This window comes from Ruegeria sp. CDSC051, from assembly GCF_059610665.1.
The window spans coordinates 525,045-544,224 of record NZ_JBXWOC010000001.1; the positions used below are offsets into that span (position 1 = coordinate 525,045).

Genomic DNA, 19,180 nt, shown 5'->3' on the forward strand with positions numbered 1-19,180 from the left:
TAGAGTTTTCGGATGACGACAAGTTTGATTCCCCTGACTGGAAGAGTAATTCGAGCCCTTTGGCTGGCCTTGGGGCGATTTGGAGCCAAAAACGGCATGGTCATGAGCAGCCACGTTGCCATGTCCCTGATGCTGGCCCTGTTTCCGTTTGTTCTGTTCACTGTGGCACTGGCTGGTACGCTGTCTCAGGATTATGTCACGGACGAGCTGATCGAACTGATCTTTGGCGCCTGGCCAAAAGATGTCGCCGGCCCGATTGTGGGAGAGTTGCGCTCGGTCCTGGCGGAATCAGGTTCGGGGGTAATTACCCTGGGCGGTCTGTTGGCCATTTTCTTTGCCTCAAACGGCGTCGTTGCGGTGCGGGCAGCCATGAATCAGGCCTATCATGATCATGATGCCTGGCCATTCTGGAAGACACGCTTGCTGTGCCTTGGATTGGTGATTGTTGGCGGGGCGGCCATTCTGGCCATCGCCGCCGTCGAAGTCGTTTTGCCAGTCTACACGCGACTCGTGTCCGAAAAGACGGATGTTAACGTGTCAGACTGGTTGTCTGTGGATCGATTGCGTTGGACTTTTACCGTGGCGGTTCCTGCGGGCACGGTTATCGTTGCACATCTTGTGCTGCCGACGCGCCGCCATCGGCTGTGGCAAATCCTTCCGGGCGTTGTTCTGACACTCGCTCTGTGGGCGATGGGCGGTTGGGGCTTTTCGATCTATATCGGACAGTTCGCCTCGTACAGCGCTACTTATGCTGGTCTTGCGGGGGCGATGGCTGCGTTGATTTTCCTGTATCTATGCGCGGCCATCCTGATTCTGGGCGCTGAATTCAACGGCGCGCTGATGGATTTGCAGGATCAAAGTAACGGACAAACCTGAAGGGCAGGGTGGCTGGGGTTGTGAAATAGCAATTCAAAGCCCGGTTTGCGTCATGAAATCGGCACGTTTCTTACCCAAACTGCATGGACTGTGACCCCGTACGCATCAAGGTGAGGCCTCATGACCAAACTGCCCGAAAGCGCGAAATCGCAAAATCCATCGTCGCTGACCCGGCGGATTGAAGAATTACGGGCCAAACCGGCGACGGATATCAGTCACGGTGAGGCATTGTTGTTGCAAGGAAACGCAATATCTTCGCTGCGTGAACAGCGCCTTGCGCGATCTCTGGCTGACTTCGCAGATTAACTTCAGCCGCGAAATCCTGTTGCCACAACGAATTTTTCCGAACTGTCGGCGCGGGATGCCGGTGGTTTGACATGCGCCACCTTGTCAAACTTCTGTTTCAGAATCTTCTGCAGATCCCCTTCGGCTCCTCCGGCCAAAACCTTGGCGACAAATGTGCCGCCCTGTTCCAGCACATCAAAGGCAAAATAGGCGGCGGTTTCGCACAGGGCCATGATCCGCAAATGGTCTGTCTGTTTATGCCCCGAGGACGCAGCGGCCATATCTGACATCACCACATCCGCTTTGCCACCCAACCAGTCTTTGACCTTCTGGTCGGCATCGTCCTCCATAAAGTCCAACTGATGAACCTCGGACCCTGCGACCGGCTCGACCTCTTGTATGTCGACACCCAGAACGGTGCCGATTTTCTTACCGCTTTTCTCACCCAATGCATTAACGCGCTGGACCGCAACCTGCAGCCAGCCTCCTGGGGCGCAACCCAGATCGACGATGCGCGCACCTGGAACCAGGAAGCGGAATTTATCGTCCAGTTCCAATATCTTGAACGCCGCCCGCCCTCGATAGCCTTCGACCTGCGCGCGCTTGACATAGGGGTCATTCAGCTGACGTTCCAACCACCGGGTCGAGCTGATTTTGCGCCCGCGGGCGGTTTTGACCTTAACCTTCAGGTCGCGCTGCCCGCGGCCTGAATTGTTTTTGCCAGTAGGTGTCTTCGCCATCAGAACGGTCCGTCTTCCAATACACCGTCCGCGCTCATCTGCGCATAAAGCAGGCCTTCGCGCAGCCCCCGGTCCGCCACTGAAAGACGGTCGGTTGGCCAACATCGTAACAAAGCCTGCAATATGGCCGAGCCGGACATGATCAGGGCCTGGCGGTCATCGCCGATACGCGGATCTCTCCGCCGCCCCAGTGGGCCGAGTTCTAGATACCCGCGTATCACTTTGTCAATCTGATCGCTTGTCATGCGCAAACCGTCTACCTTGGTCCGGTCATACCGCTTCAATCCCAGATGTGAGGCTGCGACTGTCGTAACCGTGCCACTGGTGCCGACGATCTGAAAACCTTCGCGGGCTTGCTCATCCTTATAAGGCGCAAAATCGGCTAGGTTTTCTTCGAAAAACCAGCTCATCAAAGCAAACCGCGCCGCATCATCTTCGACATCATGGAACTGATCGCGCAGCGTCGCAACGCCGAGGGGAACACTGATCCAATCCACAACCTTGGCTGCAGGAAACGGGCTGTCTGTTGTATGAAATCCATTATGCAGACGCATAATCGCCGCCGGGCGATCCCGACGCGGAAGCGAGGATATGTCGATCCAGACAAGCTCTGTCGAACCGCCGCCAATATCCACAACCAACAACTGTTCTGTCTTAGTGGACACCAGTGGGGCACAGGATATTACGGCCAGACGCGCTTCTTCCTCGGGCTGGATGATCTCAAGCGTCAACCCGGTTTCACCCTTTACCTGGCGAATGAAATCACGTGAATTTTTTGCACGGCGACAAGCCTCGGTTGCGACTAGGCGCATCCGCTTGACCTTGTTGCGTTTCAGCTTTTGCTGGCAAATGCGCAACGCCTGAATGGTGCGCGCCATCGACGACCGAGACAAACGCCCCGTCCGCTCTAAGCCCGCGCCCAACTGCACGGACTTAGAAAAACTGTCCACCACATGAAACCCGCTGCCCTTGGGCTGGGCAATTAACATGCGACAGCTATTTGTTCCCAAATCCAGCGCGGCATAAAGCGCATCAGGATCGGGTCTTGCCGGCGCGGGGCTTTCGACCGCCTTCGGGAACGCGCCCGCACCTTTGGGACGCTTGGGCGCCATCTTCAACGCCCTCCGATTTACGAGTTACCCCGACCATAGGTCGGCCTTTTGGTTCGTGCAAGATACTCATTAAAGTGATGAGAATTTTGAGGTGCGGTTTACAGGAACAATTCGTTACAAGCCGTGTATCCCGTTGTAGGTGAAAACGTCGTTTGAAATGCGCCTTGTGTCGAAAATCGACCGACCTGCGACCACATTGAAGTTTAGAACCGGTCCATCTGGTTAGGAGGAATCAAAGCAGATGCCTGACGTCACCATCGTATACTGGCGCGACATTCCCGCCCAAGTCATCGTCGGCAAGGGCCGCCGGGGCGCAAAACGGCAGTTGGAAGAACGGTTCGAGCAAGCCATTGACCGCGCCGCCATGAAGGTGAACGCCAAGGACAGCGATGCCTATCTGGCCGAATGGCGCAAGGCCGCGCCTTTTGCGGTTGAGGGCGATCCGTCCGAAATTGCCGAACAGCAGGCTGTGCGTTTGGAAACGGAATATGATCAGGACCGTATCAAGGCTCTGATCGCCAATGACGGTTGGGCATGAGCTCGAAATCTATATGGGAGGCCGCTATGGCTTTGCTGAACTTCAAAAAACGTGATGCCGCCGAAAACGGTCCGGTAAATCCAACCGTCGAAGCCTTCCTGCAGGGCTATTCGATTGAGGTGATGCCGCGCACCGCCGAGAAGGTCGAGGATTTTCGCGCTTTGTTGCCTGAAGGCACACGCGTCTATATTGCCCATATCGAAGGCACTCCGATCGAAGACATGGTCAAGACCGCCAAGCGCATCGCGGCGGACGGCTATCCTGTTATGCCGCATTTCCCGGCGCGGATCATTAAAGACACGGCGACGCTGGAAAACTGGATTTCCATGTACCAGGGTGAAGCAGGTGTGGATCAGGCGCTGTTGCTGGCCGGTGGTGTCGCGAATCCTCATGGTGATTTCGACAGCTCGATGCAGCTGCTGGAAACTGGTTTGTTTGACAAGGCCGGGTTCAAGCGTCTGCACGTCGCGGGCCACCCTGAAGGCAACAAGGACATCGACCCTGACGGATCGACCAAGAATGTTGACGACGCGCTGCGTTGGAAACAGAAGTTCTCTGAGACCACGGATGCCGAAATGGCGCTGGCCACTCAGTTCGCCTTTGACGCCAAACCGATCATCGCCTGGGCCGACAGCCTGAAAGAGGCGGGGATCGACATTCCGGTTCATATCGGTATCGCCGGTCCGGCAAAACTGCAAACACTGATCAAATTCGCCATCGCCTGCGGCGTTGGTCCATCGCTGAAGGTTCTGCAAAAGCGCGCTATGGATGTGTCCAAGCTGCTGCTGCCTTATGAGCCCACGGATGTGATCACCGAATTGGCCAACCACAAAGCAGCCAACCCTGATTTCAATATTACAAACGTACATTTCTTCCCGCTTGGCGGCATCAAGACCAACGCCAACTGGGCCATCAACAACGGCGGCGCCTCGGCAAAGCCTGTAAACTCCTAAGGATCGGACATGACCCGTACAGTCGTAGAATCAAAAACAAAAACCGCCGTCCTGGGCTTTGACGAACCGTTCTGCGTGATCGGTGAGCGGATTAACCCGACAGGCCGCAAGAAACTGGCGGCGGAACTGGAAGCAGGCGATTTTTCGACCGTCGAAAAGGACGCCATCGCGCAGGTTGCGGCCGGTGCGACCGTTCTGGATATCAATGCGGGCGTTGTCTATAACTCGAACCCCAATCCGAACGAGACCGAGCCGCCGCTGATGCGCAAGATCGTTGAAATGGTGCAGGGGCTGGTCGAAGTGCCGCTGTGTATCGATTCATCAGTTCCGGGAGCTCTGGAAGCGGGTCTTGAGGCGGCAGAGGGCCGTCCTCTGTTGAATTCGGTCACGGGTGAAGAAGATCGTCTGGAGCTGGTTCTGCCACTGGTCAAGAAATACAATGTCCCTGTGGTGGCGATCTCAAATGACGATACAGGGATTTCGGAAGACCCCGATGTGCGGTTCGAAGTGGCCAAAAAGATTGTCGAACGGGCCGCTGATTTCGGCATCCCGGCCCATGACATCGTGGTCGATCCGCTGGTGATGCCTATTGGCGCAATGGCAACTGCCGGTCAGCAGGTGTTTGCTCTGGTTCGTCGTTTGCGTGAGGAACTGGGCGTGAACACCACTTGCGGGGCGTCCAATGTCTCGTTCGGCCTGCCGAACCGCCATGGTATCAACAACGCCTTCCTGCCGATGGCGATGGGCGCTGGCATGACCTCAGCGATCATGAACCCGGTGGCTCTGCCGGTTGGTCCCAAGAAACTGGCCGAGAAGAAGGCTGAGGTTGAGGCCAAAGGCATCATCCTGCCTGCGGACATGGATGATGAGACCTTCTGCCAGCTGTTTGGTCTGGGTTCGACCCTTCCGCGCGCGGGCAAAGAGATGGAGGCCATCCGCGCCGCCAACTTGCTGACCAACAACGATCCGCATGGCGGGGCTTGGATCAAGTTCAACAAAGCCCCAAGCGAAGCCGGTGCCGAAGGAACTGGAGGTGGTCGTCGCGGCGGTGGTCGTCGTCGTCGCGCATAAGCGTTATAAAACAACATGCTGGCCGGGTCTTTTGATCCGGCCATTTTTGTCTTCGCCGTCGCAAATAGCCTGACGGTTTGGATCAAAACCGCTTGAACCTGATCTTGTACCGGTGATATTCAGCTAGCAGCGGCGGGTATGATGTAATGGTAGCCTGTCAGCTTCCCAAGCTGAACGCGCGGGTTCGATTCCCGCTACCCGCTCCATTCAGTTCGATCGACGCGCTTGGTACAGGTTTATCACCGCCGGGATGTGCAGGCCGGTTTCGGATGTGAACTGGGCGAATTCCTGACAGACCTCGTGCTGGATTGCTGCTGCGTCCTGTTCGGTGCCTTCGAAATGCGCGATGGTTCGCGCGGCGGGGCCGACGCGGGTGCACAAGGCGGCTATTTCCTCTGACCCGCCAGCGCCGGGCAGATTTACGGAGATGGCTTGGGCCTGAATGTCCGACAGCCCCGCCTGTTGCATCATGCCGGTGACGTGATCCAGATCGTGAAACGCCAGCGGACCCGGCGCGTAACGATCTACCCGAGGCGGCTGCCCAAGGCGTTTTACCGCAGCAATATGGGGTATTTTGAACCACGGGTTGCCATCCAATGGCCCCCAAGCTGCAAAGGTCATCTGCCCGCCGGGTTTAAGTGCGCGGGCGATATTGGCGAATGCAGCAACCGAATCGTCAAAGAACATCACGCCGAACCGTGAAATCGCTGCGTCCAACTGATTGGCAGGAAACCCGAATATCTGCGCGTCAGCATGTTGGAAGCTGATGTTGCTCAGCCCGTTTTCCGAGGCTCGGGCGCTGGCACGATCAAGAAACGCTTGCGATATATCGGCGGCCAGAACATCGCCATCCGGCCCGACCAATCGCGCGGCTGCAAGAGAGCTTTCGCCAGTGCCACAGCCGATGTCGAGCACATGCATTCCTAGTTTAAGCTGGGCATTCTCCAGCACAAGGTCCAGAACCGAAGCCATCAGTTGATCCAACTGATCCTGATATGTCAGCCATTTGGCTCCGGATTCGGATTTTCCCCAGTATTCTGCCTGTTCCTCATTCACCGACTGCATCGAACCCCTCCGTGGTTGCCGCGACTATGACCTCCGGCGACGGCGGCGGCCAGAGTTTTCCTGATCTCCACCACCGGTGTTGAACGAGGGCGCGGGCAGGGTGACCACCTGTGCCAATTCCGGGAATGGGTCGGTTTTGTGGGGTATCGCGTTTGCTGCCACGAAATGATCCTGAAACTTGGGCTCGATGGCGGTTTCAACCTTGGTTATTTCGCGCACTACGCGTTCAATTTCACTCCGCGACCCGATGTTGCAAAGGGCGATCCGGGCGCCCGTACCGGCGGCGTTGCCCGCGCTTGAGACCTTGTTCAAGGGCGCATCGGGGATCATTCCCAGAACCATGGCATGTTTGGTCGAGATATGCGCGCCGAAGGCACCAGCAAGAACAATGCGGTCGACAGTATCCACGTTCATTTCGTCCATTAAAAGCCGCGCGCCTGCATAAAGCGCGGATTTCGCCAGTTGAATCGCGCGAATATCGCCCTGAGTGACTGTGATACGTGGGCCGCCTTCGGCGCTTGCGTCGTGGATCAGATAGGAATGGGTGCGCCCCTCGGGGACGTTGCGTGATGTGCCCGTTTGTTCTGCGGATCCGATCAGGCCACTTTCATCCAGCAAACCCGCCATACGCATTTCCGCCACCGCTTCAATAATGCCTGATCCACAGATGCCGCTGATGCCAGTGGTTGCGATGTCTTGATCAAAACCCTCTTCATCCGACCATTTCTCGGACCCAATGACGCGAAAACGGGGTTCTTTAGTGACAGGATCAATCTCGATCCGCTCAATCGCACCGGGGGCGGCACGCTGACCAGAGCTAATCTGCGCGCCTTCAAAGGCCGGGCCGGTCGGTGAGGAGCACGCCAGAACCCGGCTGGTATTGCCCAGCAAAATCTCGGCATTGGTGCCGACATCTACGATCAGAACCAGATCTTCGGATTTGCCGGGCTCTTCCGACAAGGCAACCGCCGCACAATCCGCACCCACATGACCCGCAATGCAGGGCAGGATGTAGACCTGCGCGCGCGGGTTCATCTTGGTCAGGTCCATTTCGCGTGCAGGCAAGGACATGCTCTCAGACGTGGCCAAGGCAAAGGGCGCTTGGCCCAGCTCGACCGGATCCAGCCCAAGCAGCAGATGGTGCATGACCGGGTTACAGACGAACACCGTTTCGACAATCAGGTTGGCGTCAATCCCGGCCTCATCCGCGATCGATGTTGTCAGATCGTTTATCGCTTCGCGAACGGCTCGGGTCATCTCTTTGTCGCCGCCGGGGTTCATCATCGAATAGGACACGCGGCTCATCAGGTCTTCGCCAAAGCGGATTTGGGGGTTCATAAGGCCCGAAGATGCCTTGACCTCGCCTGTGTCCAGATCGGTCAGGTGAGCTGCAATCGTGGTAGAGCCGAGGTCGATGGCCAGACCGAAAAGTCCGTTCTCGTGCAATCCAGGCCAGATTTCCACGATCCGTGCGACCTCGTCCTTGTGGCCTTTATGCACCGCAACGGTGACCTCCCACTTACCCTTGCGCAATATGGGCTGCAGTTTGGACAACAAGGAAAGATCAGCCGTAACGGCCTCGACGTTCCATTGCTCGCGCAGCGCGCGTTCCAGACGTTCCAGATCGCCGGTTGGTGAATGCATGTCGGGTTCTTCTACCGCAACAAAATACAGCCGGGTGGCCGGATCCATTGTGATGGCGCGTGCTGTGGCGGCCTTGCGTACGACCTGACGGTGCACCTGGCTTTCTGGTGGCACGTCGATCACCACATCCCCCTGAACCGTGGCCTGACATCCAAGACGGCGGCCGGGTTTCAATCCGCGCTTGTCGTCATAGCGCTGTTCAACCGCGTTCCATTCGCTTAGTGCACCGTCGGCTACGGTCACGCCGTGCTTGGGAAACTCGCCATAGCTTGGTGTGATCTGGCATTTCGAACAAATCCCGCGTCCACCGCAAACGGAATCCAGATCCACACCCAGTTGCCGTGCCGCAGTCAGAACCGGAGTGCCTACGGGAAAGTGCCCGCGTTTGCCCGATGGGGTAAAGACAACAAGAGGGTCGGTGGTCATGATTGGCCTGCCTTTTATATTCGCGCCTATGTCGGGCAAGATATGGTTTTGTACGCAAAGGGAAAGGCCATTCAGCGGCACGTTTTGTGTGCGTTGCGTCGTTTTTTGCCGCAGCACCGACCAGCAGGTAAAAACTAGTTTATGTCGGGGGCTTTTCCTTAGATGCAATCCATGCAATAGGGTCACCGTCAAACGGGCTTTTGCATGGGGTTAACAAATGCAGATTCGTGAGGCACTCACCTTTGACGACGTTCTTCTGGTTCCGGGCGCATCTTCTGTGCTGCCGGCCACGGCGGATACGACCACGCGCGTGACGCGGGAAATCACCATGAACATCCCGCTGCTCAGCTCGGCGATGGACACGGTGACCGAGGCGCGCATGGCCATCGCCATGGCGCAGGCGGGCGGCATCGGCGTGGTGCACAAGAACCTGTCGATCGAAGAACAGGCCCGAGAGGTTCGGCGGGTCAAGAGATTTGAATCCGGTATTGTTTACAACCCGGTGACACTGCGGGTGGATCAGACGCTGGCGGACGCCAACGCGTTGGTGCAGCGTTATAACTTCACCGGCTTTCCCGTGGTGGACGAAGAAGGCCGCGTGGTCGGTATTCTGACCAACCGTGATATGCGTTTTGCGACTTCGGATGATACGCCGGTTCACGCGATGATGACCTCGGACAATCTGGCGATGCTTCAGGAACCCGCCGATCTGGAAGAGGCCAAAAGCCTGATGCGCGCGCGACGGATCGAAAAGCTTCTGGTTGTGGACGGGGCGGGCAAGCTGACGGGTCTTCTGACTTTGAAAGATACCGAACAGGCGGTGCTGAACCCAACGGCCTGCAAGGACCGGCTGGGGCGTCTGAGAGTCGCGGCAGCGACGTCGGTTGGTGACTCTGGTTTCGAACGATCCGAACAACTGGTGGATTCCGGTGTCGACATTATCGTTGTAGACACCGCTCATGGGCATTCTCAAGGGGTGCTGGACGCGGTGAAGCGGGTCAAGACCCTGTCGAACGAGGTGCAGATCATTGCCGGTAACGTCGCCACTGGGGACGCAACCAAGGCGCTGATCGACGCAGGCGCGGATGCCATCAAGGTGGGGATCGGGCCGGGTTCGATCTGTACTACGCGGATGGTGGCCGGTGTGGGCGTGCCGCAGCTGACTGCGATCATGGATTGCGCCGCGGCCGCCGGCGATGTGCCGGTTATCGCAGATGGTGGTATCAAATTCTCGGGCGATTTTGCCAAGGCGATTGCGGCGGGTGCGTCCTGTGCCATGGTTGGCTCGATGATCGCAGGAACAGATGAAAGCCCGGGCGAAGTGATCCTGTATCAGGGCCGGTCGTTCAAATCTTATCGCGGCATGGGCAGTCTAGGCGCGATGGCACGTGGCTCTGCGGATCGCTATTTCCAGAAGGATGCCGCCAGCGACAAGCTGGTGCCCGAAGGGATCGAAGGGCAGGTGCCTTACAAGGGCTCGGCCAGCGCGGTTGTGCATCAACTGGTCGGCGGCCTGCGCGCAGCCATGGGTTATACCGGCTGCGCCACGGTCGAAGAGATGCGAAAGAACTGCAACTTCGTCAGAATCACAGGGGCTGGCCTGAAGGAGAGCCATGTGCATGACGTGCAAATCACACGCGAAAGCCCGAATTATCGAGTGATGTAAATTGCCGGAACCTGAACTGCGGCGCCCCGGTGAGGGCGCCGCTTTGCGTTTTTGCCCTGCACTATAACGGAGAATGAAATGACCCCCGCCGCACGTGTTCAGGCCTCCATCGAAATTCTTGATCAGATTCTTTCGGGTGCCCCGGTCGAAAAGGCCCTGACCGGTTGGGCGCGGCGCAGCCGTTTCGCCGGTTCCAAAGACAGGGCTGCTATTCGCGACCACGTGTTTGGTGCTTTGCGGTGCAAAAGGTCATTTGCGGCGGCAGGTGGAGTGGAAACTGGTCGGGGGTTGATGATCGGCGCGATGCGCATGCAAGAAGTCGATCTGGATCAGATATTCAATGGCGTAGGGTACGCTCCGGCAAGTTTGGAAGAACACGAACAGGCTAAACCATGTGATTCCGACGCCCAGAAATACGACATACCGGAATGGCTTTGGCCAACCTTTCAAGAGTCTTTGGGTGATTTGACCCTTCCAGTGGCCGAGGCATTGCGAGCTCGGGCCCCGATTCATTTGCGGGTCAATCTGGTTAAGTCACGTGTCGATCAGGCGGTCTCGGTCTTGCTGGCGGACGGCATCCAAGCGAGGCCACATCCCGCTTGTTCGACCGCACTCGAAGTTGTCGAGGGCGAGCGGAAAATCTCAGGAAGCCGTGCCTATACTGATGGGTTGGTCGAACTGCAGGATGCGGCGAGCCAGGCCGTGGTTGAATCATTAGACTTAAACCCCGGAATGCGGGTTCTGGATTATTGTTCCGGCGGTGGCGGCAAAGCCTTGGCCTTGGCCGCGCATCGCGGTGTAGATGTGTTCGCGCATGACGTTAAGGCGGCGCGAATGCGTGATTTGCCCGCCCGGGCCGAGAGAGCGGGTGCACAGATAACACTTCTGACCACTGACGAGATCTCTGCGCAGGCACCATTCGACATTGTGCTGACGGATGCTCCCTGTTCTGGCAGCGGATCCTGGCGTCGCGCCCCGGCGGGAAAATGGTCTCTTACACAAGATGGACTGAACCGGCTTACGGAAACACAGCGGACGATCCTTGATGATGTCGCGCCTTTGGTGGGGCCAGCGGGTGTTCTTGCCTATGCAACCTGTTCCATGCTCGAGGTCGAAAACGGTGCAGTGGTCGATGCGTTCGTGGCCGCGCACTCCGAATGGACCGAGACGTTTCGCAAAACGTGGTATGTATCACACGGTACTGACGGGTTTTTCACGTCACACTTGACGCGGTAGTCGGCGGACAAATAGCAACCTAAAGGAGAATTGCTCACTTTGTTGGTTAAGTGGGCGTTAACCCTTTTGCGTTGGGTTACACCTAGCCCGGCAAGTTGAGTATTTAATGTCCGATACCGCAGATTTCTATTCTGACCCAAAGTTACGAAATACACCAAGTGGTTTGCGTCTAGCACCATTGGTTGCGCTAGGGGTGTTGCTCTCACTGCTGCCGCTGGCAGGAATCATCCCCCAAGCTTGGAATCTCGGCCTTGTGGTGGCAGGTGTGTCTTTGCTTGCTGCATCACTGTTGGTCGTGGTGAGGGCGCTGATTTCCGACGACTCGGTACGTCGAGAGCTTAGGGTTATGGAGGTTTTTGCCGAAGAAGAGCTGTACCCTTGCGCGATTGCCAATGCACAGGGTGATGTTCTGATTTGCAATTCTCATGCCCGGGCTCAGCTTCATGTTTTTCCCGGCAATCGGCTGGATGAAGGTCTAAAGTCTATTTTTGCCAATCCGTCGGCAATTCTGCTGCGCCTGCAGTCTTTGGCCGAGATCCATGGCCGTGCAAGAGAAGACGTTGTCACTTTAGAGACAACCGTACCGATTTCTGTTCTCGGTGTTGGGAATAACTTTTTCTTTTGGCGGTTTCATCTGGATGGAACAGGTCAGTGGGATGCTGTGCCTGTACCCATTTTGACCGAAGGCAGAAACGGAGCATTGCTGCGGATCAACGGGGCGGCGGAACAAATCCTAGGGCAACGACCCGACAACCTTGCACAGGTTCTGACTGGCGCTCAGCCCGAATTGGGTGAGGTTGTGCAGGTACAGACGGCACAGGGGCCAATTCCGGCTACGATGGCCGAACTGTCTCGGTCGGGAACCACGCGCGATTTGCTTGTTCTACCGCTTGATCGTGCACAGGAAAGTGGAATTGGCGCGTCATTTGTGGATCTTCCGGTCCCGGTAATGACCCTGTCTCCCGACGGGAGCATCCTTGAGGCCAACAGGCTGGCAACGCGTCTTGTCGGAAACATAGAGCCCGGAGAATCCAATGTTGTGCATATCATGCATGGTCTGGGGTATCCGGTTCTGGATTGGCTGACGCAGGCTTCAAATGAGGGCGCCGTTCCACGATCTGAATTCCTGAGGCTGACACGGGAAGACCGCGAGATATTCGTACAGGTCACATTGAAACGTGTGCTGAGCGAGGGAGAAGTCAGACTGATTGCGGTTCTGAATGATGCTACCGAACTCAAGACTTTAGAGGCGCAATTTGTGCAAGGACAAAAAATGCAGGCCGTTGGCCAACTGGCTGGGGGTGTAGCGCATGATTTCAACAATTTACTAACGGCGATTTCCGGACATTGCGATCTTCTGCTTTTGCGGCACGATCAGAATGACCCTGACTACGGGGATCTTGTACAAATCAATCAGAACGCAAACCGTGCTGCAGCTTTGGTGAGCCAACTGCTGGCCTTTTCGCGCAAACAGACTTTGCAGCCGGAAATTCTGGATCTCAGAGATACGATCTCAGACCTTATTCATCTGCTAAATCGTCTGGTCGGAGAAAAGGTTAAGCTGACACTCAGCCACGATCCCGTTCTGAAAGCGGTTCGTGCGGATAAACGCCAGCTAGAGCAGGTGTTGATGAACCTTGTCGTAAATGCCCGCGATGCAATGCCTGAAGGTGGTGAGGTCAGGATCGAAACCGAAGTGGTCGTGCTGACAGAACGCTTCACAAGGGATCGCGCTACGGTACAACCTGGTGAATACGTCACCGTCAAAGTCATTGATAGCGGTACGGGGATTGCCCCCGATAAGCTACAGAAAGTGTTCGAGCCTTTCTTTACAACCAAACGCACGGGTGAGGGGACAGGTTTGGGCCTGTCGACTGTCTACGGAATTGTAAAGCAAACCGGCGGTTTTATTTTTGTCGACAGCATTCAGGGGAGAGGGACCGAGTTTATTGTGTACCTGCCGGTTTCAACCGCCCCCAAAAAAACCGAGGCAGCGCCTGCGCAATCCCCTGAGAATCCAACGGTTCGCCAGGGTGAGGGTGTCGTGCTGCTGGTCGAAGACGAAGCCCCGGTTCGGGCCTTTGCTACCCGCGCACTGAGGTTGAAAGGCTACACTGTGCTCGAGGCCGATTCGGGAGAAGAGGCTCTGAGGCTTCTCGAAGATGGCACATTGAATGTTGACGCATTCGTCACCGATGTGGTCATGCCCGGATTGGATGGTCCGACCTGGGTTCGTATGGCTAAGCAGAGCAGGCCAGATGTCCGGGTCATATTCATGTCTGGATACACAGAGGGTGCGTTTGGCGATTCCGGACCAGAGATTTCCGATTCAACTTTCCTGCCCAAACCATTTTCACTAAACCAACTGACCGAAGCTGTTTTTCAGCAGATCAATTAGGGTTTCAAAGTGCCGAGGCGTGGCAATCGAATTCCGCGGAGTGTGTGTTGCGGAACTTGGTCAATGTCTCTGCGCCCAGTGTTAGGTCTCGTGTGGGTGACACGTTTTCGCGTTGCAGCCGGATATCCATATTCAAGCGGTTTTGCAGGAAATCGAGAATTTTGTCCTGGTTTTCATATTTGAAGACATGGGTGGCGCCACGCCCGTTGTTGCGGGTGCGAAAAAATTGGCTCTGACTGCCGACATCGGCAAATTCAGGTCGGGGTGTGCGCATATAGGCCTGGATGAAATCATCAAAGCTCAGGTCATGTGTTGAATGCGGGTGGTCAAGACGCTCTTGGCGGCCGCGAAACCTGTACCAACTGCCCAGCCAATCGACCGGTTCACGAACAACCGCCATGATTTCCATCTCAGTATCGTACATTTTACGGAAAATGTTCTGGAAAAACCGATCATACCGGCGGACAGGTGCGTGTTTCAGATCTGGCGGATCGGTGACAACCAGATCGGCACGGTCCCGCAAAGCCGTATGATAAGCGGTGCTGCCGGTTTTTGGGACAGCCAGAAACGCAAGGCGTTCTTCATAAAAAACAAGCATTTATTCGTCCATCGGCAGTAATTATCTCCAGCTCAGATTGGCGTAAACGACTCCTTAATACAATTGCAGAACAGTAAGTAATGTAAGTTTTAGTTGAAATGTTCTCTTTTTGGTCCCATAAGGAACAAGAGGCGAACAAAGCAGCGATTGCCGCCCGTTCAAGGGTGTGACAAAAGGGAAGGCGACAGGACAATGGCGGATCTTCTGACGATGAGCGACAAGAAAAACGCAGATAAGCAAAAGGCGCTCGACAGCGCGCTGGCACAGATCGAACGGCAGTTCGGCAAAGGCTCGATCATGAAGCTGGGCGAGGATTCCAAGCAGGACATCGACGCCAGTTCGACCGGATCGCTGGGTCTGGATATCGCTCTGGGAATCGGCGGCCTGCCGATGGGCCGGATCGTTGAAATCTATGGCCCGGAAAGTTCAGGCAAAACAACGCTGACACTGCACTGCATCGCAGAACAGCAGAAACATGGCGGTGTATGCGCATTTGTCGATGCGGAACATGCGTTGGACCCGCAATATGCGCGCAAACTGGGCGTCGATTTGGACGAGTTGCTGATTTCGCAACCCGACACCGGCGAACAGGCGCTTGAGATTACCGATACGCTGGTCCGTTCGGGCGCGGTGAACATGGTCGTGGTTGACTCGGTCGCGGCGCTGACGCCGAAATCTGAACTCGAAGGCGATATGGGCGACAGCAGCGTTGGTGTGCAGGCCCGGCTGATGAGCCAGGCAATGCGTAAACTGACGGGTTCGATCAGCCGCTCGAACTGTATGGTGATCTTCATCAACCAAATCCGGATGAAAATCGGCGTGATGTTCGGCAGCCCGGAAACCACCACCGGTGGTAACGCCCTGAAATTCTACAGCTCGGTCCGTTTGGATATTCGTCGGATCGGTGCGATCAAGGACCGGGATGAGGTTGTTGGCAACCAGACCCGTGTGAAGGTCGTTAAAAACAAAGTGGCACCGCCCTTCAAGCAAGTTGAATTCGACATCATGTATGGCGAAGGCATCAGTAAAATGGGCGAGCTGCTGGATCTGGGCGTCAAGGCCGGTGTGGTCGAGAAATCGGGTTCGTGGTTCAGTTATGGTGATGAGCGGATCGGGCAGGGGCGTGAGAATGCCAAGCAGTATCTGCGCGACAACAACCGCATCGCGTTTGAGATCGAGGACAAGATTCGCGCGGCACATGGGCTGGAATTCGATGTACCGCCCGGCGCGGAAGAGGATGATATCCTCGAGGCATAAGTGGTTCGGGAAGAAAGTGATTTTCGCAGCTCTTTCCTAAGAACGAACCATATTCCGATCAAGGCGGTCCGTCGGGGCCGCCTTGTTCCGTTCTGCGACGCTCGCCTGTGGACTATCCCGGGGGAGGCGGATAAACCCTTTTTGAAACAAACTGATTGCGCGCCGAGAGAGCCCTATGTCAACGTTGAACGAAATCCGATCGACCTTTTTGAACTACTTTGCCAAACAGGGGCACGAAGTAGTGGCATCCAGTCCCCTGGTGCCGCGCAACGACCCAACATTGATGTTCGTCAACTCGGGTATGGTGCAGTTCAAAAACCTGTTCACCGGTGTCGAAACCCGTGACTATCAGCGCGCGACGACAGCACAGAAATGTGTTCGGGCCGGTGGCAAGCACAACGACTTGGACAATGTCGGCTATACTGCGCGTCACCACACATTCTTTGAGATGTTGGGCAATTTTTCGTTCGGCGATTACTTCAAGCCCGAAGCAATTCCATTCGCATGGGAATTGATCACCAAAGAATTCGGGGTCGATAGAAACCGCCTTCTGACAACGGTTTACCACACCGATGACGAAGCGTTCGAGATGTGGAAGAAGGTGGGCGTCCCCGAAGATCGGATCATCCGTATCGCAACCAGTGACAATTTCTGGCAGATGGGACCGACCGGCCCGTGCGGTCCCTGCACCGAGATATTCTACGACCACGGGGATCATATCTGGGGCGGCCCTCCGGGTTCGCCTGAGGAAGATGGTGACCGGTTCATCGAAATCTGGAACATCGTTTTCATGCAGAACGAACAGTTCGAAGACGGTTCGATGGTCGAGCTCGACATGCAGTCTATCGACACCGGGATGGGGCTGGAGCGGATTGGTGCCCTCTTGCAAGGAAGCCATGACAATTATGACACCGATCTGTTCAAGACCCTAATCGAGGCCTCGGCGAGTGCCACCAATGTCGATCCCTATGGGGATCAAAACGTACATCACCGCGTGATTGCGGATCACCTGCGGTCGACCTCGTTCCTGATTGCAGACGGGGTAATGCCCAGCAATGACGGGCGCGGCTATGTGCTGCGGCGGATCATGCGTCGTGCGATGCGGCATGCGCATCTGTTGGGTGCGAAGGATCCGGTGATGTATCAGCTGGTGCCGACATTGGTCCAACTGATGGGTGCTCAGTACACCGAACTTGGCCAGGCTCAGTCGCTGATCGAAGAGACGCTGTTGCTGGAAGAAACCCGCTTTAAGCAAACATTGGATCGCGGCCTGAAGTTGTTGGATGACGAGGTCTCTGACCTGCCAGAGGGTGCGGCACTGTCTGGAGAGGCCGCTTTCAAGCTGTATGATACATACGGTTTTCCGCTTGATCTGACACAAGATGCACTGCGTGAAAAAGGCCGGACGGTTGATACCGACGGGTTTGATACGGCGATGGCCGAGCAAAAGGCCAAGGCACGCGCTGCCTGGGCTGGATCAGGGGAAGCAGCGGACCAAGCCGTTTGGTTTGACGTTCTGGATATCGCGGGCGCTACGGATTTTCTTGGATACGATACAGAAAAGGCTGAAGGACAGGTCGCGGCAATGGTCGTGGATGGCGCTTTGGTCGACAAGATCGAGACAGGTTGTTCCGGCTGGGTCGTTGTGAACCAAACCCCGTTTTATGGTGAATCCGGTGGTCAAATAGGAGACACCGGCGAAATTCGTCGTCTGGAAGAGCGTGATGATGTCGCGCGGGTCGAGGACACCCGGAAATTTGCGGATGGCAAAATCTATGCGCATCGGGTCACGGTCGATCACGGTACCTTGTCCAAGGGAGACGCAGTTGAGCTTGAGGTGGACCATGTTCGCCGCACCGCCATCCGGGCCAACCATTCGGCCACACATTTGCTGCACGAAGCATTGCGGGAAACACTGGGTGACCATGTTGCGCAGCGCGGTTCTTTGAATGCGGCTGACCGGCTGCGGTTCGACTTTAGCCACGCGAAGGCGATGAACCCCGAGGAAATTCGGCAAGTTGAACGCTCGGTCAACGCTTTCATCCGCCAGAACTCGACCGTCGAGACCCGGATCATGACACCGGATGATGCCCGGGAACTGGGTGCGCAGGCCCTTTTCGGTGAGAAATACGGCGACGAAGTTCGCGTGGTTTCGATGGGCAAAGCGCCAACTGGCAAAGGCCAGGATGGTGAGACCTGGTCGATCGAACTGTGTGGTGGAACGCATGTTCGCCAGACCGGTGATATTGGCGCGCTTGTTGTATTGGGGGATAGCGCCAGCAGTGCCGGTGTCCGGCGGATCGAAGCGCTTACCGGTGACGAAGCCATGGTTTACCTGACCGACCAGGACCAACGTTTGGGGCAGATCGCATCTGAACTGAAAACGCAACCGGATGACGTTGTATCTCGTGTCAAAGCTCTGTTGGATGAACGTAAATCCCTTCAAAATGAAGTTGCGCAGCTGCGCCGCGATCTCGCGATGGCTGGTGGTTCGGGGCAGGGCGGTAGCGCTGAGGCCAAAACGGTAAACGGTATCTCGTTCCTGGCTCAATCCCTTACTGGCGTATCTGGCAAGGACTTACCCGCGCTGATCGACGAACACAAAAGCCGACTTGGATCGGGTGCTGTGTTGCTGATAGCGGATACGGGCGGCAAAGCAGCCGTCGCCGCCGGTGTCACAGCTGATCTGACGGATGCAATCTCGGCCGTGGATCTGGTTCGGGCGGCGGTTGCTGAACTTGGTGGAAAAGGTGGCGGTGGACGCCCTGACATGGCGCAGGGTGGTGGCAAGGACGCTTCGAATGCTGATGCCGCGATCAAGGCTGCAGAGAATATTCTTGGAGGTTAACAAAATGTCCGCACTTTGGATTGCACATGTCAGTGTTACTGACGCCGAATCCTATGGAAAATATGCCGAGCTCGCCGGGCCTGCGATTGCCAAACACGGTGGTGCGTTTATCGCGCGTGCTGCGCGATACGTGCAGTTGGAAGGCAAAGAACGGCCGCGCAACGTTGTCGCCAAATTCCCCTCATTGGAAGCCGCTGTAGAGTGTTATAATTCGGTGGAATATCAGCAAGCACTGGATCACGCGCGTGGTGCAAGTGAGCGGGAATTGGTGGTCGTAGAGATCACAGATTAGAATCACCCCGTGCGATCAGGGATTTAATACCCCTGTCAGCTTATTCATTGGGCGGTTTTCAGCCAAAAGATGGCCGCCCAATTATGACGTTGCGGCAAGCGTCGACCTGAAGTCCCATAAATTTTTTATTTACAAGTAGTTAACAGGTCTTGATGTCGGGCCTGCCAAGGGGTTC

General features: G+C 56.2%; 16 protein-coding genes and 1 tRNA gene. 12 read left to right on the forward strand and 5 right to left on the reverse strand.

All coding sequences use genetic code 11. The features are described 5' to 3' along the window. The first annotated feature begins 12 nt into the window (after positions 1-12). On the forward strand, positions 13-876 hold the full coding sequence (locus AC2FH0_RS02590) for a YihY/virulence factor BrkB family protein (protein WP_142633688.1): 864 nt from the start codon (positions 13-15) through the stop codon (positions 874-876). Between the two features lie 120 nt (positions 877-996). Then, a complete protein-coding gene (locus AC2FH0_RS02595; protein WP_142633690.1) occupies positions 997-1,182 on the forward strand; it encodes a hypothetical protein in 186 nt (61 codons plus the stop codon). Between the two features lie 2 nt (positions 1,183-1,184). Here AC2FH0_RS02595 and AC2FH0_RS02600 read toward each other — a convergent pair whose 3' ends face one another. Next, positions 1,185-1,901 (reverse strand): RlmE family RNA methyltransferase, encoded by a 717-nt coding sequence (locus tag AC2FH0_RS02600; protein WP_142633692.1) that lies wholly within the window; start codon positions 1,899-1,901, stop codon positions 1,185-1,187. Beyond that, a complete protein-coding gene (locus AC2FH0_RS02605) occupies positions 1,901-3,013 on the reverse strand; it encodes a Ppx/GppA phosphatase family protein (protein ID WP_496788482.1) in 1,113 nt (370 codons plus the stop codon). Before AC2FH0_RS02605 ends, AC2FH0_RS02600 begins: the two co-directional genes overlap by 1 nt. A 241-nt stretch (positions 3,014-3,254) precedes the next feature. On the opposite strand from AC2FH0_RS02605, the gene AC2FH0_RS02610 reads away from it, so the two are divergent. The 4 genes from AC2FH0_RS02610 (at position 3,255) to AC2FH0_RS02625 (ending at position 5,781) form a co-directional block, all read left to right on the forward strand. After that, positions 3,255-3,551: a virulence factor gene (locus AC2FH0_RS02610; protein WP_142633696.1), complete on the forward strand. Its 297-nt coding sequence runs from the start codon at positions 3,255-3,257 to the stop codon at positions 3,549-3,551. 26 nt (positions 3,552-3,577) lie between these two features. Continuing rightward, positions 3,578-4,504 (forward strand): methylenetetrahydrofolate reductase, encoded by a 927-nt coding sequence (locus tag AC2FH0_RS02615; RefSeq protein ID WP_271948061.1) that lies wholly within the window; start codon positions 3,578-3,580, stop codon positions 4,502-4,504. Between the two features lie 9 nt (positions 4,505-4,513). Continuing rightward, entirely contained in the window at positions 4,514-5,575 is a 1,062-nt protein-coding gene (locus tag AC2FH0_RS02620; protein ID WP_271947214.1) for a methyltetrahydrofolate cobalamin methyltransferase, read from the forward strand. A 132-nt stretch (positions 5,576-5,707) separates the two neighbouring features. Next, a tRNA-Gly gene (locus AC2FH0_RS02625) sits at positions 5,708-5,781 on the forward strand. 1 nt (position 5,782) lies between these two features. Here AC2FH0_RS02625 and AC2FH0_RS02630 read toward each other — a convergent pair. Continuing rightward, complete coding sequence (locus tag AC2FH0_RS02630; protein WP_496691211.1) at positions 5,783-6,640, reverse strand: class I SAM-dependent methyltransferase; 858 nt, start codon at positions 6,638-6,640, stop codon at positions 5,783-5,785. A 24-nt stretch (positions 6,641-6,664) separates the two neighbouring features. Beyond that, positions 6,665-8,710: an ASKHA domain-containing protein gene (locus tag AC2FH0_RS02635; protein WP_496788483.1), complete on the reverse strand. Its 2,046-nt coding sequence runs from the start codon at positions 8,708-8,710 to the stop codon at positions 6,665-6,667. A gap of 217 nt (positions 8,711-8,927) precedes the next feature. Here AC2FH0_RS02635 and guaB point away from each other — a divergent pair, with 217 nt between their 5' ends. The 3 genes from guaB (at position 8,928) to AC2FH0_RS02650 (ending at position 14,010) form a co-directional block, all read left to right on the forward strand. Next, a complete protein-coding gene (gene guaB, locus AC2FH0_RS02640; protein WP_281972072.1) occupies positions 8,928-10,376 on the forward strand; it encodes an IMP dehydrogenase in 1,449 nt (482 codons plus the stop codon). Positions 10,377-10,454: 78 nt separating this feature from the next. Continuing rightward, positions 10,455-11,612: an RsmB/NOP family class I SAM-dependent RNA methyltransferase gene (locus AC2FH0_RS02645; protein ID WP_496788484.1), complete on the forward strand. Its 1,158-nt coding sequence runs from the start codon at positions 10,455-10,457 to the stop codon at positions 11,610-11,612. 106 nt (positions 11,613-11,718) lie between these two features. After that, complete coding sequence (locus tag AC2FH0_RS02650) at positions 11,719-14,010, forward strand: hybrid sensor histidine kinase/response regulator (protein ID WP_496788486.1); 2,292 nt, start codon at positions 11,719-11,721, stop codon at positions 14,008-14,010. A gap of 4 nt (positions 14,011-14,014) precedes the next feature. Here the strand turns inward: AC2FH0_RS02650 and AC2FH0_RS02655 are convergent, their stop codons facing one another. After that, entirely contained in the window at positions 14,015-14,608 is a 594-nt protein-coding gene (locus AC2FH0_RS02655) for a sulfotransferase family 2 domain-containing protein (protein ID WP_281972075.1), read from the reverse strand. A 192-nt stretch (positions 14,609-14,800) separates the two neighbouring features. Between AC2FH0_RS02655 and recA the strand changes: the two genes are divergently transcribed. The 3 genes from recA to AC2FH0_RS02670 all read left to right on the forward strand — a co-directional run bounded on the left by recA (position 14,801) and on the right by AC2FH0_RS02670 (position 19,005). Beyond that, positions 14,801-15,865, forward strand: coding sequence for a recombinase RecA (gene recA / locus AC2FH0_RS02660; protein WP_142633714.1), 1,065 nt, complete (start codon positions 14,801-14,803; stop codon positions 15,863-15,865). A 175-nt stretch (positions 15,866-16,040) separates the two neighbouring features. After that, on the forward strand, positions 16,041-18,713 hold the full coding sequence (alaS, locus tag AC2FH0_RS02665; protein WP_496788488.1) for an alanine--tRNA ligase: 2,673 nt from the start codon (positions 16,041-16,043) through the stop codon (positions 18,711-18,713). Between the two features lie 4 nt (positions 18,714-18,717). Beyond that, positions 18,718-19,005 (forward strand): DUF1330 domain-containing protein, encoded by a 288-nt coding sequence (locus tag AC2FH0_RS02670; RefSeq protein ID WP_142633718.1) that lies wholly within the window; start codon positions 18,718-18,720, stop codon positions 19,003-19,005. The last annotated feature ends 175 nt before the right edge of the window (positions 19,006-19,180 follow it).

Bases quoted from the DNA above. Each gene is read 5' to 3' on its own strand.
- AC2FH0_RS02655 (WP_281972075.1), bottom strand. From the start codon at position 14,608: ATGCTTGTTTTTTATGAAGAACGCCTTGCGTTTCTGGCTGTCCCAAAA.
- AC2FH0_RS02645 (WP_496788484.1), top strand. From the start codon at position 10,455: ATGACCCCCGCCGCACGTGTTCAGGCCTCCATCGAAATTCTTGATCAG.
- AC2FH0_RS02635 (WP_496788483.1), bottom strand. From the start codon at position 8,710: ATGACCACCGACCCTCTTGTTGTCTTTACCCCATCGGGCAAACGCGGG.
- recA (WP_142633714.1), top strand. From the start codon at position 14,801: ATGGCGGATCTTCTGACGATGAGCGACAAGAAAAACGCAGATAAGCAA.
- AC2FH0_RS02595 (WP_142633690.1), top strand. From the start codon at position 997: ATGACCAAACTGCCCGAAAGCGCGAAATCGCAAAATCCATCGTCGCTG.
- AC2FH0_RS02620 (WP_271947214.1), top strand. From the start codon at position 4,514: ATGACCCGTACAGTCGTAGAATCAAAAACAAAAACCGCCGTCCTGGGC.
- AC2FH0_RS02670 (WP_142633718.1), top strand. From the start codon at position 18,718: ATGTCCGCACTTTGGATTGCACATGTCAGTGTTACTGACGCCGAATCC.
- AC2FH0_RS02605 (WP_496788482.1), bottom strand. From the start codon at position 3,013: ATGGCGCCCAAGCGTCCCAAAGGTGCGGGCGCGTTCCCGAAGGCGGTC.
- AC2FH0_RS02650 (WP_496788486.1), top strand. From the start codon at position 11,719: ATGTCCGATACCGCAGATTTCTATTCTGACCCAAAGTTACGAAATACA.
- AC2FH0_RS02590 (WP_142633688.1), top strand. From the start codon at position 13: ATGACGACAAGTTTGATTCCCCTGACTGGAAGAGTAATTCGAGCCCTT.
- guaB (WP_281972072.1), top strand. From the start codon at position 8,928: ATGCAGATTCGTGAGGCACTCACCTTTGACGACGTTCTTCTGGTTCCG.
- AC2FH0_RS02600 (WP_142633692.1), bottom strand. From the start codon at position 1,901: ATGGCGAAGACACCTACTGGCAAAAACAATTCAGGCCGCGGGCAGCGC.
- alaS (WP_496788488.1), top strand. From the start codon at position 16,041: ATGTCAACGTTGAACGAAATCCGATCGACCTTTTTGAACTACTTTGCC.
- AC2FH0_RS02630 (WP_496691211.1), bottom strand. From the start codon at position 6,640: ATGCAGTCGGTGAATGAGGAACAGGCAGAATACTGGGGAAAATCCGAA.
- AC2FH0_RS02615 (WP_271948061.1), top strand. From the start codon at position 3,578: ATGGCTTTGCTGAACTTCAAAAAACGTGATGCCGCCGAAAACGGTCCG.
- AC2FH0_RS02610 (WP_142633696.1), top strand. From the start codon at position 3,255: ATGCCTGACGTCACCATCGTATACTGGCGCGACATTCCCGCCCAAGTC.